12 protein-coding genes are annotated in these 15,867 nt (G+C 47.1%); 8 read left to right on the top strand and 4 right to left on the bottom strand.

The features are described from left to right. Positions 1-25: 25 nt before the first annotated feature. Together ABEW34_RS10585 and ABEW34_RS10580 are read right to left on the bottom strand one after the other, a co-directional pair. Positions 26-901: a carbohydrate ABC transporter permease gene (locus ABEW34_RS10585; protein WP_430157988.1), complete on the bottom strand. Its 876-nt coding sequence runs from the start codon at positions 899-901 to the stop codon at positions 26-28. Positions 902-918: 17 nt separating this feature from the next. After that, positions 919-1,815, bottom strand: a complete 897-nt coding sequence (locus tag ABEW34_RS10580) for an ABC transporter permease (RefSeq protein ID WP_430158574.1) — start codon at positions 1,813-1,815, stop codon at positions 919-921. Positions 1,816-2,221: 406 nt separating this feature from the next. Between ABEW34_RS10580 and ABEW34_RS10575 the strand changes: the two genes are divergently transcribed. Then, the gene (locus tag ABEW34_RS10575) at positions 2,222-4,234 is read left to right on the top strand and encodes a GDSL-type esterase/lipase family protein (RefSeq protein ID WP_430157985.1); all 2,013 of its coding nucleotides are present in this window, start codon (positions 2,222-2,224) and stop codon (positions 4,232-4,234) included. Positions 4,235-4,480: 246 nt separating this feature from the next. On the opposite strand, the gene ABEW34_RS10570 is transcribed toward ABEW34_RS10575, so the two are convergent. Then, positions 4,481-4,705, bottom strand: a complete 225-nt coding sequence (locus tag ABEW34_RS10570; protein ID WP_006040330.1) for a helix-turn-helix domain-containing protein — start codon at positions 4,703-4,705, stop codon at positions 4,481-4,483. Positions 4,706-4,923: 218 nt separating this feature from the next. Between ABEW34_RS10570 and ABEW34_RS10565 the strand changes: the two genes are divergently transcribed. The 4 genes from ABEW34_RS10565 (at position 4,924) to ABEW34_RS10550 (ending at position 8,666) form a co-directional block, all read left to right on the top strand. Continuing rightward, a complete protein-coding gene (locus tag ABEW34_RS10565; RefSeq protein WP_430157982.1) occupies positions 4,924-5,598 on the top strand; it encodes a tetratricopeptide repeat protein in 675 nt (224 codons plus the stop codon). Between the two features lie 101 nt (positions 5,599-5,699). Beyond that, complete coding sequence (locus ABEW34_RS10560; protein WP_430157979.1) at positions 5,700-7,457, top strand: sensor histidine kinase; 1,758 nt, start codon at positions 5,700-5,702, stop codon at positions 7,455-7,457. 162 nt (positions 7,458-7,619) lie between these two features. Then, on the top strand, positions 7,620-8,045 hold the full coding sequence (locus ABEW34_RS10555) for a MarR family winged helix-turn-helix transcriptional regulator (RefSeq protein ID WP_430157977.1): 426 nt from the start codon (positions 7,620-7,622) through the stop codon (positions 8,043-8,045). 33 nt (positions 8,046-8,078) lie between these two features. Continuing rightward, a complete protein-coding gene (locus tag ABEW34_RS10550; protein ID WP_430157975.1) occupies positions 8,079-8,666 on the top strand; it encodes an NAD(P)H-dependent oxidoreductase in 588 nt (195 codons plus the stop codon). Between the two features lie 636 nt (positions 8,667-9,302). On the opposite strand, the gene ABEW34_RS10545 is transcribed toward ABEW34_RS10550, so the two are convergent. Beyond that, complete coding sequence (locus ABEW34_RS10545) at positions 9,303-10,307, bottom strand: hypothetical protein (protein WP_430157972.1); 1,005 nt, start codon at positions 10,305-10,307, stop codon at positions 9,303-9,305. A 250-nt stretch (positions 10,308-10,557) separates the two neighbouring features. On the opposite strand from ABEW34_RS10545, the gene ABEW34_RS10540 reads away from it, so the two are divergent. From ABEW34_RS10540 to ABEW34_RS10530, 3 genes are all read left to right on the top strand, one after another. After that, positions 10,558-10,956: a hypothetical protein gene (locus ABEW34_RS10540; protein WP_430157970.1), complete on the top strand. Its 399-nt coding sequence runs from the start codon at positions 10,558-10,560 to the stop codon at positions 10,954-10,956. A gap of 296 nt (positions 10,957-11,252) precedes the next feature. Beyond that, a complete protein-coding gene (locus ABEW34_RS10535; protein WP_430157967.1) occupies positions 11,253-12,863 on the top strand; it encodes an SWIM zinc finger family protein in 1,611 nt (536 codons plus the stop codon). Then, positions 12,860-15,865: a DEAD/DEAH box helicase gene (locus ABEW34_RS10530; protein ID WP_430157964.1), complete on the top strand. Its 3,006-nt coding sequence runs from the start codon at positions 12,860-12,862 to the stop codon at positions 15,863-15,865. Before ABEW34_RS10535 ends, ABEW34_RS10530 begins: the two co-directional genes overlap by 4 nt. Positions 15,866-15,867 lie beyond the last annotated feature (2 nt).

Genomic DNA, 15,867 nt, shown 5'->3' with positions numbered 1-15,867 from the left:
CAAACTTGCGCGGATGCTCTAGCGATTAGCCTTTGAGTGCGCCAACGAGTATGCCTTGGGTAAAATATTTTTGAATAAACGGGTAAAGCACGAGAATAGGGACGGTTGCGACTATAATCGTAGCGTATTTGACTACCTCACCAAGAAAGGGGTCACTGCTGGCGGCAGATAGCGTCGTTTGCGCTGTGTCATTGTTGATAAGAATTTCCCGAAGGATGAGCTGCAGCGGAAACAGCTCACGATCCCGCAAAAAGATGAGCGCCCCGGACCAAGCATTCCAATGTCCAACGCCATAAAACAGCATCATCACCGCGAGCAAAGGAACGGATAACGGCAGTATGATCTGCCCGAATATACGAAAGTCTGAAGCACCGTCGATTTTGGCGGCCTCCTCCAGCTCATAAGGGATCGACTGGAAGGAGGTTCTCATAATAATTAAATTCCAGGTGCCGATGAGACCGGGAATAATGAGCGACCATCTCGTGTCGAGCATACCGAGCTCCTTGACCAGAATGTAGCCTGGTATCATGCCGCCGCTAAAAAACATCGTAATGACAACCATAATCATCATATGTTTCTTCCAATATAAATCTCTGCGGGAGAGGGCGAAGGCGAATAGCGCTGTAAAAAATACATTTAATATCGTACCGACGACTACGTAAAACAACGTATTTTTGTAACCGCTTACAATCATAGGATTCTTTAATACTATTTTATAGCCGTCGAGGAAAAAGCCCTGCGGTCTCCACAAAATCCCCGTATGCTTAACAAGCTCAGAAGGGACGCTGACTGAAGCAAACAGCACGTATAAAAAAGGATATAGGGTGGCGAGCATCAAGCAGCACAGAAAAATAATATTGCACGTGTCAAAGATTTTGTCACCCCTGCTGCGAGCTATCATAATTAGTTCCTTCTTTCTTACCAGAGACTGGTTTCATTGACTTTACGGCTTAGCTTATTGGCGGCTATGAGAAGCAGGAAATTGATGATGGAATTAAACAGGCTGACTGCGGTGCTGTAGCTGTAATTGGCCTCCAAAATCCCTCGACGGTACACAAAGCTGGATATGACGTCTGCTGTTTCATAGGTTTGCGAATTGTACAGCAGAATGATCTTCTCAAAGCCGACGTTCATCATGCTTCCAAATTGCAAAATAAGCAAAATAACGATCGTTGGCATAATGCCTGGCAATGTAACATGCCACATTCGCTTCCAGCGGTTCGCTCCATCCACAGTCGCTGCATCGTACAGCTGGGTATCAATAGCCGTCAATGCGGCTAAATAGATGATCGTACCCCAGCCCACTCCTTGCCAAATGCCAGAGCCGACAAAAATAGTCCGGAACAGGGAAGGATCGAGCAGCAAATTTTGAGCCTCTACGCCAAACAAGGTGAGAATTTTATTGAAAAGACCGGTCGTTCGCGAGAAATCTACGATCATTCCGCAAATGACGACGATGGATACGAAGTGCGGAAGATAAGTAACCGTTTGCACAATACGTTTGAACATCACTTTTTTTACTTCGTTTAACAGCAGCGCCAATATAATTGGGGCTGGAAAAGCAAAAAGCAGCTCATATACGTTAATCAGCAGCGTATTTCGCAGCAATCTCCAAAAATAAAAACTGTTGAAGAAGTCCGTGAAATGGCTGAATCCGACCCAAGAGCTTTCCAATATTCCCTTCGTGGGCGAATAGTTTTTAAATGCGATAATGATTCCGTACATCGGGATGTAGCTGAAAATAAAATAATAAGCGACTCCAAAGGAAGCTAAGAAGTAAATATATTTGTTTTTGAAAAAGTCCTTCTTCAGCATGGCTATGTAACTGGAAAAAACCAATTTTGCCTCTGGGCCTGCTTTTGTTGAATCTATCGCCGCGGATGTTTCTGACACATACTCACCTCCTTGCTGTACAGTTGTCACGAGCAATCTGACTATAGCACTGAGGGAACTGCTTCATCAATTTCCAAAAATTATATATACAAGTTTTATTGACGAGTTCGGCATTTGCCTCATTATAATACAAGCATTTTTGTGAAGTCTAGGCGGAAAATTGCACATTTATGCCAAATTTGCACTTACTTGTTTTGGAAGAGTCGATTCGGATGAGGAGCAAGAAAGTTTAAATTTTAATGAATTAAGCAAGGAAAGATAAGAAAATAATCACTTTCATGTACTACAATAGAGGCATTATTGCATTTAACGAATGGAGGCTGAAGCTATGAGAGTACACAGTACAGAATTCGAAAAGACGATTAGGAAATTTAACTTCACGGCTAAATCGAGACCAGGCTTTATAAGTGTAAAGTATGATTTGGAACAGGGAGCTCCCTTGTTCAACAAAGCAACTGGTTATGGCTTTATCAATCAAACTAGTTCCTCCCCGTCAAGGGAGGTGCATGCCGCACAGCTTGAATTCGATGAAACAGGCTTTTTTATTACGGAACCGGAATTTGAAGAGGAAGCGGGCTACGAGCAGGATCATTTCAATAACTACGGCATGGCTTTTCGTATACAAACTCCGCCGGGAGCCTATGAGATCTATGTCCGAACGGCTTCAAAAGCGGAATATACGAGCATTACGGTTTCAGGCATGCATGCGGATCGGTTGCTAACAGGCGGCTGTTGGGATGCAGCAGGCCTGATTCCAATCCATACAACTGCCCAGCAGTTGAGCGAGACAGAATGGAGCTACCGTTATGTGAATGGCCGTTCTTATATTGATATTGAGCTTGAGCCTAGAGTGCAGGGAATTGCAGTCGGCTTGGAGGAAATTGTACTCACGTCCATCGCTCCGAATGCTCGTCAGCAAGGAAAGAAGCCTACCGTATTCATATTGGGGGATTCAACGGTTAAATCGTACACATTCGTTGAAGCACCAATGAGCGGCTGGGGCCAAATTCTGCCTTCGATGTTTGATGAAAGCAAAGTGAAGGTGCTGAATTATTCAATGGGAGGGCGCTCCTTTAAAAATGCTTATTGGGAAGGACGGCTCAATGACATTTTAATGACGGCCTGCGAAGGAGATTTTATCGTTATACAATTCGGTCATAATGATGAGAGCCTCGATGAGCATCGGCGCTTCGGCAGAGGCTCGACGGAAGCCATGTACGAAAGCTTTATTAGAGAATTATATATTCCTGCCATTCGTGCACGGGGCATAACGCCGCTGTTCGTAACGGCAATGTCCCGCGTAAACGGAGAGACCGCTTTGAGCGGTGCTTACGAGAATTCTTTTCAAGCCCGCAGGTTTCCAGAAATTATGCTCCGTTTAGGTACAGAATTAGACGTTACGGTTCTCGATTTAAATACGGAAAGTTTGCGGTATTATCATGAAATCGGGGGCGAGGCGACGGTAGCGAGCTTCATGTCCATAGAGGCAGGGGAGACTCCAGGTAAAACCAATGATGGTACGTATGCAAACGGTCATCCGGCCAACAAAGTGGATGGAACACATTATAAAGAGGTGTTATCCAAGCAGTTCTCCCGTATGATCGTGACTTTATTAGCAGGAAAAGCGGCGGAGGGCGATCCGGTTGCTAGTGAACTGGCCTCCTATTTAAACGAGGATGTGAAGGCTGCAATTGTCTCGGAGCAGTGGTGCGTGGTTTTCCCGGAAATGGCACAAGATACGACGAAAGGTCGAGGCTCCTACTATCGGAATCAAATTGAGAAATTGATTCAGCTCGGTGTTATGGAGAAGGATCAAAATGGCTTTTTTCATCCGGAGCTCGTCATAACAGCTGGTGAATTTATTAGGGCAATGGGCAGACTTACGGGCTTGGATGAAGCTCATTGGAGTGAATATGCTGCTGGCGATTTAACTCGGGAAGCGATGGGAGCCATTATAGTTGATGCCTATCATGCAAAGCTCAGGGACAAGCCGGATTATATGACTGCCTACAATGGCCAAGCTGTTCGCGCAGGGGATGCAGGCTACGATCCGAATCTGGATTCTGGAGCGCAAGGCTTGACCTATTATCCGCTCGTTCCGTTTAATCAGCTTGAAGATAGCGGGCAGCTAACACCGAAGCTGGCAGCAAAAGTGAAGGATGCCTATGAGCTCGGACTAATCCGCTCCGAGATGGGGATACGAAGGGGCAGGCTTTTGAACGGCACAGCGCTTGAGCCGCTAGGTCTGGTAACCCGCGAGAAGGCGGCAAAGGCTTTATATTTTATATGGGTATTAATGAATCCGTCGAATATGGAAAGCCAGCAGTCTCGGAAAATCTAGCTGCAAGAAGGAAACGGAATGAGTATGTTCCTCATCACGCGTATGTTAGCGGGCTGTGAAGCCCGCTTCACAGCGTAATAATATGCTTGTGATCCTCTCCAAATATCCAGCGACTCATCCCGCTAGCCACCCACAATAAAATAAAGACAGCATAGCGCTCTATGCTGCCTCGCGAAATACCATAAATGGTAACAACCTATTAGCAAATCGCTTTTGCCATAGCAATGAAGAAGGGAGAGCCGTGAATTAAATCTGCAGCTCCCCGAGCTTGATTAGCTCGACAACCGCTTGCGAACGACCTTTAACGTTTAATTTTTGCATCACATTAGAGATATGGTTGCGGACGGTCTTCTCGCTAATGAACAGCTGTTGCGCAATATCTCGTGTTGTTTTGTCTTGGACTAGAAGCTCGAATACCTCGCGCTCACGATGTGTCAGTAAAAACTTGCTCTTATGGTCGCTACCTTTCACCTTTTCAGTCACCCCTCCTTGCTTGGGTTTTTATGGTTTAACAAGGTTAAGGGATACAGTCAAAATATAGTATGAATGATGGGTACCAATGGTGCTGTTGGTGGAGAAAATGGGCGCAAGCGGCGCATTTTATGGTATGATAGATGAAAATTTAACCAATTGACGCCGGAGCCCCTGCTGTATATGCTCGCGGTGTTATTCAGGCATGGGAGGAACGAATGAGTAAAATCTTTTTATTTTTCTTCTTGACTTGGCTCACGGGAAATCCGTTTATTGCGATTATCGTGCTGCTGCTTATTTTGTATGCATTGGATCGCCGATTTGTCGGTTTGATGCCTAGCTTTGTGCGTCCTTTGCGAAGATCGAGCCAGCTCAGAAAGCTGAGACGCCATGTCGATATGGCTCCCAATGATGTATCCTCCAAGCAGGAAATCGCGAGAATTTTAATCGAGAAGAAAAAATATAACGAAGCGCTAAGCTGGCTTTCTCCAATGGAGCATACGCTTGAGGATTCCGCCGAATATTGGGACGATCTAGGTCTTTGCTTGCTGCAGGCTGGGCAGACGGAGCAAGGCGAAGCAGCCATTAAACGGGCGCTATCGCTAAACGAGCGGGTGAAATACGGCGCGCCATATTTGCGTTTGGCTGCATTATATGCAGGCAAAGATGCAGCTCAGGCTATTTCCTATATTGAAGCGTTTCAACGCATTCAATCGTCCTCCTGCGAGGCTTATGAGCGCCTTACGAGCATATACAAGACGATGGGCAAGGAGCAGGAGGCGAAAAAAGCAATCGAGGAAGGATTGCGCATTTATCGAACACTGCCGAAATATAAAAAGCGCGGCGAGCGAAAATGGGCTCTTCGTCTATGGTTCAGAAGATGGAGCAAGTAATGGCAAAGATTACAATGGGGCATATAAAAAAACGTATATTGTCGTTTGCCTAAAAATCGTACATAATCAAGTTAATAGCTTACACGATAGAGGAGCAATACATGCAGCGGAATATATGGTTTATGGCGATTTCAGTTATTGTGGTCATTATTTTATTGAATAACACCGCTTATTATTTTTTAACGAAAGAATCATTGGAAGATGCGTTAAATCGGGAAGTTGCCGCCGTGGCCAGGCAGATTGAGTTTTCTGTAGAGCAATCGCGGCTAGGGGCGGAGCGTTATCAGGATTTAATCGGCGATGAGCTTCGGGTCGTATCGATTGCTGCTCAATATGCCCTTGATCCCGACGTCGATAAAGTAACGAATGAGCAATTGGTGGAGTTGAGCGCGAAGCTTGGCGTCAACCACATTACGCTGCTTAAACGTGTGAAGGACGATATTTTACTGTATAAATCGTCCGATGAGACGCAGCTTGGCAAAAGCACAAAATCATGGGATCCGTGGTTCGTCGTGTTTAACCAGCTGTTCGATCAGCGAAATGTAGAAATCGACTGGCTAGGCAAATCGCTGCCGGGCTTTTGGAGCGGTCCCTTCGAGGTGGCTTCTACCGATCCAGGCAGCATTTATAAATGGGGCTATTATTTTGACGGGACGACGAATTACATAACCGATCCTTATGTTAGTTACACGAAGCTGGCGGAATATGAGGAGCTGACAGGTGTAGATTCGTTGATTAAGAAGACGATTGAAAGCAATAAGGCCCTTCTGGAAGTTACGGTGTTTAATCCGGAGACGTTTGCGAAAGGGCCTTTTGAGACGGTTCACCCGAATGGCGAGGTGCAGGAGCATATTTTGCAGCAGCCAATCTTGTACGGAAGCTATAATTATGTTGCGGGCAGCGACGTAGCTAATGTGTCGAAGGCCTTCAACACGAAGCAAAATGTAACCGTCGATGAGGTAGTGGGCGGCAAGCATGTTTTCAAAATGTTCATTCCCGTCTTTACCGAGGACAAAGGACTGAATATTGTAGATGAGAACGGCGTGCCAATGGACAGCTATGTGCTGACGCTGGTGTCCGATTATCAGGTAATTCGCGACCAAATGTCTACGCAGCTGCTTAATATTGCCATCATTATTGTCCTTGTAACGGCACTAAGCCTAGTAACGGCAGCTGTCGTGATGAACTATTACCGCCGTTCGCGCGATAATGCGGTGCAGGTCACCCAGCAAACGTACGTCGATGAAATCAATCAGATGTTTCAATCAATTCGGGCGCAGCGACATGATTTTCTTAATCATGTGCAGACGATCCATTCACTTGCAGAATTGAACAAGCACGAGGAGCTCATTGCGTATACGAAGGAGCTGACGGGTGAAATTCGGCAAATGAACGATATTATTAATATTGGCAACCCGGCGATTGCTGCGCTCATTCGCTCAAAAACATCACAGGCGGAAAGCTACCGCATTATGTTTGAATGCACCTTTACGAGCTTTGACAAGCTGGAAATGGGCGTTAAGACGCTTGATTTGAACCGTATACTTGGCAATCTCATTGACAATGCGTTTGATGAAACGATGAGATATCCGGAGAGCATGCGAGTTGTAGAGCTGCAAGGCTTGCAGCGAAATGGCTTACTTGAGTTCACGATTACGAATACTTGCGAGGACGCCGAGAAGGTGGCAGCCATGCCGCTTTTCCAAGCGGGCTACTCCACGAAGGGTGATCAGGATCACCAAGGGCTGGGCTTGTCCATCGTGAAATCAATTGTAGACAAGTATAAAGGCACGATTAATATTTATGCTGATGGACCTGACCGTCTGACCTTTTTTATTACGATTCCTCATAAAATATAATCGTTTTGCAGCGCAGCAGCTCTTGCTTTCTTTATGAAAGCCGGGAGCTGCTTTATTTTATAAATAAGCCACTTATAAGAGTATTTGGAGCGAAACGGGGGAAATGCTAACAGTGAAAAATAAGCGCTTGAAAATACATAGACATCTATGTATAATCGTATTATGATAAAACATAACGCCTTATCCTTAGTTGCTAAAATTCGAGACAAAGCGAATAAGCTGATTGTCAGTGAGCTGGAAGCAAATCAGATTACAGGAATTGTGCCCTCCCATGGTGATATACTCATGTTTCTCTATCGGGAGAAGCAGCCGCTGTCTGTCAAGGCATTAGCGGAGAAAATCCATCGCACACAGCCGACGACCACCGTGCTCATCAACAAGCTGGAGCAGCTTGGCTTTGTAGATCGGACAAAGGACGAGAAAGACAGCCGCGTATCGCTGATCCTTTTGACCGAGAAGGGCCGAGGGCTGGAACCGATTTTTCTAGCTGTTTCCCAGCAGGTTAATGATGCGATTTATGGCAGCTTAAGCGAAGAACAGAGCCTGCAGCTAGAGCAGCTGTTGGAGCAAGTACACACCCAGTTTTAAAAAATATAAAGATTATTTAGGAGGAGTTTCCCCATGAAACATCTTATTGTATTTGCCCATCCGAATGAAGATAGCTACAATCGTGCCATTTTGAACACAGCGCTGCAAAGCTTGAAGGCAGAAGGCCATGAAGTAACGGTGCGTGACCTGTATGAGCTGAAGTTTCAGCCGGTGCTGACTCTGGAAGATACAGCAGCCATGCGTGCTGGCCAGACGCCGGAAGATATTTTGACAGAGCAGAAGTACCTTACTGAAGCTGATGCGGTTACTTTTATTTATCCGATTTGGTGGACGGGTCTTCCTGCTATTTTGAAAGGTTATGTTGATCGCGTATTTGCTTACGGCTACGCTTATGCTTACGGAGAAACAGGCATTGACAAGCTGCTTACCGGCAAAAAAGGCTTCATCATTAACACGCACGGCACGCCAAGTGAAATATATGATCAAATCGGCATGACCGCTGGCATGAAAATCACAACCGATACAGGCATTTTTGATTTTGTCGGCATAGAGTCCGTTGGACATCTGTTCTTCGGCAGCATTGGCCAAATCGGTGAAGCTGAGCTGAAGGCGAACCTGCAGCAGGTGGAGCAGACGATTAAAACGGTTTTTCCGGGTTAATGAATGGTAGTAGAAATGACTTAAGAGCCTCTGGCACGACTGCTGATTAAGCAGTTCGGCTAGAGGCTTTTTTGAAAAGTTTGTTTAGGTAGTTTTTTTACTACGTTTATCCCTTTCCATTGCTTCTTTAACATAATCACGAGGGGGTATTTTGGTATTAATGTGAAGTAGAACTATAAGAATTATAACGAGTAGTGCAATGATAATTAATTCCATGAAATCCCTCCTTGTGGATATGTTGGATATAATATAACATTGATCTTGATGTGTACAATTAAGTTTAAATTATGAAAGTGAGTTCTCATATTAATACTAAAAAGTACCCTGATTTTTGGCAGAATGGTGTTTGACGAAAACAGCATCACCCATAGAGAGAAGCACTTCCAAAGTGAAGTTTACCATAAAATTCACGAGTGCGAAAACGGAGTTTTCTACGAAAAATTCCACAAATTTTGCAGAAAGAAAAATCGATCTGGCGTTACTCTAAATGATTGGCTTGGGCTAGGCGTTTCAGAACCAATATGCTTGGTCGCGATTCCCCGTAGCCTCTCACCCAACTGCTTGTTTTATGGGTTTTCGTAATTTAGGTTGAAAATAGCACGCTGAGTTAACAATTCTGTGCGCACTATTTTGATTCTAGTAATTAAATGTAATACCAGTTTCTATTGCGGGTGTTTTAGTTATATTTGCTGATATTGAGAAGGCACCTGCAGCTGGAAAGCTTACTCCCAACGAACCAGAAAAACTCTGTTCCGTATGAATGTAGTGTCCCGAAAAATTAGCTGCAGTAAAGCTGCTGTTATTACGAATCACTCTATAAGCCATTGTTCCTCGGTGATTTTCATATTTATACTGCTTTCCAGTGGACAACTGCCAATCACTATAGAGCTGAAACTCAAATCCTATTCCGCCACTTTGAGTATTTGCCGTATAAATCCAGTTGTCGGCGATGCCATCAGCATTCCATGGACCTAGTCCATTGATTGGGTTATTAGAATAGTATCGATCAGCCGAATATTTAAGATATTCGCTATTTTGGACTGGAGACATACTAACATGATTACCTACTCCAATTGCGTCCTTGAAAGTATAAAAAGGCTTTTTCGTCCAAGTGAAATCATGCTTTATAATGTATTCTTGAGGGGTTGTATTAGAGATTTTCGAGATTGAGGTAGTTAATACAATCCAGTTAGTAGTTGGTTTAGTATCAGAGCATGTTTGAGAGGATAAATTACAAATCGCCATAATCGCCAGATACTCTTGTACATTTTGATCGTATTCTTCTTTTGTGATTTCTACCATTCCATTTGTATCATCTTCCATATACTTTTTATCTACAGATATAAGTTCACCTTCAAGATTATTGAGGTAAGAAATTTCATTGTTTCCAAAGTCTATAATCTCCTTTTCGGAATAACCGAGTTGTGCGTATTTTTTTAGTTCTTTTCCAGTAATCTCATTGTTATGACTTGTCACCAATACTATTGTGTTGGTCTTTGTAAAGTTGTTTATGTCTGATTGATCATAGCCTAAATCTAATAATAACTCATCATTATTTTTAATCTCGACTGCATTACTAGCATTGGCTGTAGTAATAAATAACAATAAAAATACAGAACAAAAAAACACGATCTTTCTCAACGTAAAAACCTCCATTTTTTAAATGTATTAGTTAAACACACTTTTTATACTGCCATATTTATGTATATTTGGGAATATTATTATAGTCCTGGGTTGGCGAAGGGCACAGTCAGGGTCTCCAGCCGGCCTGTATTCTTGAAAATAGAAGCTGTTAGCAATTATTTAGCCCGCGATCGGTGTCATGTGATCTTAGGGCTTCAACGGTAGATTGAAAAAGGCAACGTGGATTTTTAAGTAAGGAGGTAACACGTTGATGAATGATGTGCTTAGGGATGAACAAGAACAAGGGACATGGATTGAGCTTCGTTTTTTGAGTCATGATGCCGAGCCTGACGAGGGAAGCTGGCTATTTGTTGCGTTTGGTCGTCATGGTAAAACGGAGCGAGAAAGTCGTTTTGGCTGGACGAATAGAGTCGTACATGCATTTATACATTTGCTAAAGCATTTTCCAGAAGAAAAGTATAACAGCTATTTTCTGCATATTGAGGAGGATTTTTTTCTGCGATGGGTGTATGAATGGGCTACAGACCGCTATTTGTTGATTTCTGAATATGAGGGTCAGCTTTTTCCTCTAAAAACGTCAAAGAGTGCTCTGTTAAATTGGGCGGAAGGGCTTGAACTGAGCTTGCTGGAAGCCTCTTCAAAATAGGGATTGGAAAATATACGCTGATTGAAACAGCTATATAAATTTATAACAAGGCGATTCTCCGGTGTTGAATGCGGGGTATTGCCTTGTTTTTTTCTGTTCGGCATAATCCTGCTCTCGGTATACTCGATTGGAATAGCCACCTTGTCTAATTATTAAAGTTCTAACAAAAGCTGATGAGGGCTTGCAGCTTTTCACAGATGTTGGTTGTCTCTTCGCGTTAGGGCTATAGACTTCTCGGAAAGTCGTCTTCTCATGTGTTATAATGGAAAGAATGTTACTTGAGCGGAAGGAAGCGGGTGAACAAAGCTTTGACTAGAAATGACGGTCAGCTATTGAAGCTGTTAGAGGGCAATATCAGGGAGCATATGCAGCAGGTTATTGTCGAGCGCGGCTGGGAATATTTTCGTAAAGGCTATGTTCGTAAAGTAGAGGTGCACGATCAGCATTTGCTGACAGGCGTCGTTGCAGGGTCGGAGCTGTATGCGGTAAGCATTGATGTGATGGATTTTGCCTATAGCAGATGTACGTGTCCGTATGGCGGTTTTTGCAAGCATATGTCCGCCGTGTTTTTTGCCTTTTGCGACCATAATCAGGCGCTGCATGGTACGCCGGAGTCTGCGCATCGCCGCCTGACAGGGCTTCAGCCGGAGCCTGCACCGCGGGCGGCTGTCGTTGTGGAGCAGCGAGGGAAGGCCGCCTCTACCCCGGGGATGGATGCGTCTCCTGCAGCTTGGCAGGCGTGGATGGAGCAGGAGTATGGCGATTCATGGCGCGTATGCCGCCATTCGCTGCACTCCTTGCAGCCCGTGCTGTCTGCACTCAAAGGCACGTCCAAAGAGTGGGATAAAAAAAAGCAGCGCCTGCACTGGATGAATGTCATTTTATTCGTATTGGATCAGGCGGAGCTGGCGATTAAAGCGGTAGATTCATTCAGTCGCTATTATCACGAAATGTCGTTCGTCCGTATGGCTGAGCCATGGCTGGAGCATTATTATACGCTCGTACTGGAGCTGTCTCCTGCCGAAATGCTGGAGGATGAGCGTGTTTGGGCCGATGCGGTTGTTAGATATGCCTATAGCCGAGCTCTGCGCAAGGAGCAGCAGCTGTTCGACTGGCCTTATATTTATTTGGCGCTGTGCGGGAAGATGTCGGAAAACCGGGACTGGCAGCAGCGTGAGCTTGCCTCGATGCTAGCTTCGGCAGGCGAGCAGACGGAGAACGCTGATGAGCAAGTAAACGACACGTTTATTCATACGGCGATTGCGATGATGTATTTTTTCGATGGGCAGGATGAGGAAGCTTTGGCCCATTTCGGGAAAACGGATTTTAGAGGCTCGCAAAAAATGGTATATACATGCGCAGCTCAGCGGCTGGAAGCAGGCGACTGGAAGCCGTTTGAGGCTTGGATGACCTATCTTTACAAGCAAGTTTATGCGATTCGGAGCGGAAGGACAGTGGGACCGTTTCTAACTTTATGCCGCCGCGCGGATACGGATCAACCGGATAATTTGAAATGGACATCTTACATGACATCGCTGCTGCCGCATTCTTATTCGGAGCTTACGGAGCATTGGTTTGCGCAGAAAAAATACGAGGAATGGGCGGAACTGCAAATGCTGATTGGCGCCCAGCCCGATGATTTGCCGATTCAGGATGTGCGCGAGGTGTCGAAGGTGAACCCGCGCGTCATGATGCCGCTCTATCATCAGGCCATCGACAATTGGATCAGCTCGCGCAATCGCCAAGGCTATCGAATGGCGGTGAAGCAGCTCAAGAAGCTGGAGCGTATTTATAAAGCCGAGAAGGAAATGGAAAGATGGCAGGTTTATATTACGGGCGTTAGCCGTAAATACCAGCGGCTGCGCGCGTTCCAAGAGGAGCTGTGGAAAGGAAAAATTGTGACATGAGAGCATCTATTGGCACTGGAATTTTAACGATGGACGCCTGCTGGATGAAAGCGGAGAGTGGCGAATACCGGATTGCTCTGCTTGCTGGCGACCAGCAGGAGTCGGCGATACGTCTGCGTTCCGTGCTATTCGCTTGGCACAAAGCATCCTGGTACGGCACGGAAGTGGAGGACGCCCAGCATGGCGACCGCAAAGCTTTGCTGCTGTCGCCGCTGCTGGCGGTCGATTATTTGTCGCAGCCCAAGCATGCACGGCTGCTGCAGGTAGAGTGGACGGAGCGGGCCCAGCGGCTGAGAGAGCTGGCTTCCCTGATTCGGGAGGCGCTGCTGCAAGGCTGGTTTATGCCGGATTGGAGCGGCTGGTCGGAGGAGCAGCGGGCGTGGAAGCTGAATGTGCCGGAAACGGAGACAGGCGGCGAGGCAAGTGCGCTGTGGGAACGGCTTATTCAGGAAGCAGGGCATGCGGGAGATGTTAATGTGCAGCGCTGGCTAAGCCTGGCCGTTGAAGAGGTTTTACAGCAGCCGGATAGCTTGGCTGCGGAAGCGTGGCAGAAGGTCGGCACAGCAGCTGGCGGCGAAATCGTCGTCTTGCGCAAAGCGGCCGAGGAGGAAGATTGGCTGATTGCGCTTGGGCTGCGTAAAGATTCGCTGCCGTTCAAGGTGGCTTTGCAGCTCGTGGAGCCGGGCGAGCAGCCGGAATGGACACTGCGGCCGGCTTTGCAAAGCCGCAGCGGCGGTGCCTGGCTGCCGCTAGCGCGCGGCGCTGCCGGAGCATGGGAGCTGGCTGCGGACAGCAAGCCTGAATCTCCGCCTTCGTGGAAGGCGGGGACGGAAGGTTTAGTGCCTGCTGAGGCTGAGGCTAGTCTGCCCGAAGAGTGGCTGCCCCTGCTGCCCGCAAAGCTTGCGAAAGAGGAAGCGAAGTGGGTTAGCGCATTGCCGGGTTGGCAGGATCCGGCAACAGCCGGACAAATCAAGCTGCAGCTGTCGGACAATGAAGCATGGAGCTTCATGGAGTCGGCAAGCTTGACGCTGCTTGACGCGGGCTGTCCCGTACTGCTGCCAAGCTGGTGGGAAGCCGTTAGATCACGCAAGCTGCGGCTAAAGGCGAAGGTGAAATCATCGGTTGGCTCGGATGCGCAGCCGATGTTCGGGCTCGACCAAATCGTGCAATTCGATTGGAAAATGGCGCTCGGCAATGTCGATCTGTCTGAGGCGGAGTTTATGCGCCTCGCAGAGGAAAATCGGCGCCTGATGAAAATTGGCGGTGAATGGGTGCATTTAGATCCCCAGGATGTGGCGCAAATCCGCAGCTGGGTTTCGAAAATGGGCAAGAAAAGCGGTTTGTCTTTCCGCGATGTCATGGAAATGCACTTGATGGGCGGAGCTGTGCTGGAGGAAGAGGAGGAGCAGGTCCACGACCTGCGGGCTGAAGTAGAGCTCAATGAGCATCTTTCCAGATGGCTGGAGCAGCTTCAGCATACGTCGGAAATTCCGCTTATCGACAAGCCGGAAGGTTTCCTCGGTGAGCTTCGTCCTTATCAGCTGCAAGGGGTTTCTTGGCTGTTGTTTTTGCGGAGATTCGGCTTTGGCGGCTGCCTTGCTGACGACATGGGTCTCGGAAAGACGATTCAGTTCATGGCTTATCTCGTTTATGTGAAGGAGCAGCGCGAGCAGCAGCTTAGGCTGGGGAATTCCCCGGCGCTCGCTCATGCGCCTTCGCTGCTTGTATGCCCGACTTCGGTTATCGGCAACTGGGAGAAGGAGCTGGAGAAATTTGCTCCGCAGCTTAAGGTTCATCTTCATTATGGCCCTAAGCGGGAGAAGGGGGAAGCATTCGAGGAAGCAGTACATGACATGGATCTGGTCATTACCTCGTATTCGCTGGCTCAATTGGATGAAGAGGATTTAGGCGCAGTTTCCTGGGATGCATTATGTTTGGATGAGGCGCAAAATATTAAAAACATTTACACGAAGCAGTCGGCAGCCATTCGCAAGCTGCCTGCAAGGCACCGGGTAGCGCTGACGGGCACCCCGATGGAAAATCGGTTGACCGAGCTGTGGTCCATCTATGATTTTATTAATCCAGGTTATTTGGGCGGAGTTAATGAGTTCCGCAAGGAAGTAGTCGCTCCTATCGAACGGACGCGGGATGAGAAGATGATCGCAGGCTTGCAGCGCTGGGTGAAGCCGTTTATGCTTCGCCGAATTAAGAAGGACCCGGCCATCCAGCTGTCGTTGCCAGAGAAGTTCGAAGGCAAGACGTATATTTCGCTCACGGCAGAGCAGGGCGCGATGTATGAAAATATTGTTTCAGATCTGCTGGAGAAGCTCGATACGCTAGGGGCGATGCAGCGGCGCGGTCTTATTCTGGCTTCCTTGACCCGGCTTAAGCAGCTTTGCAATCATCCCGGCCTGATGGAAGGGGATAACGGCGGAGCGAAGCAGTGGGAGGAAGATCGCTCGAACAAGGTCGCCCGCCTGATGGATATGGTGGAGGAGGTCGCTGCCGAAGGGGAGCGCTGCCTGATTTTTACCCAGTTCGTTGAGATGGGTCATCAGCTCAAGAGGCTGCTGGAAGAGCGGCTGGGCACGAGCGTTCCTTATTTGCATGGCGGAGTGCCCAAAATAAAGCGTGATGAGATGATTCAAGGCTTTCAAAATCCCGAGCAGCCTTGCAGCGCTTTCGTCCTATCGCTTAAGGCAGGTGGTACGGGACTCAATCTTACAGCGGCCAATCATGTATTTCACTTTGACCGCTGGTGGAATCCGGCGGTGGAAAATCAAGCGACCGACCGTGCCTTCCGGATTGGGCAGACGCGCGAGGTGCAGGTTCATAAGTTTATTACGCTAGGCACGCTTGAGGAGAAAATCGATGAAATGATTGAACGCAAGCAGTCGCTGAATGACCAAGTGGTCGGTCAGTCTGAGCAGTGGATAACCGAGCTGTCTACAGATGAGCTGAAGGAACTGTTTGAGCTGCGGAAAAACTGGCTGAAAGGATGAGT

Source organism: Paenibacillus algorifonticola, from assembly GCF_050481745.1.
In the GTDB taxonomy this organism is placed as follows: Bacteria; Bacillota; Bacilli; order Paenibacillales; family Paenibacillaceae; genus Pristimantibacillus; species Pristimantibacillus algorifonticola_A.
The sequence above is the reverse complement of the archived record's forward strand: the minus strand, read 5'-3'. Positions and strand labels throughout refer to the sequence as shown.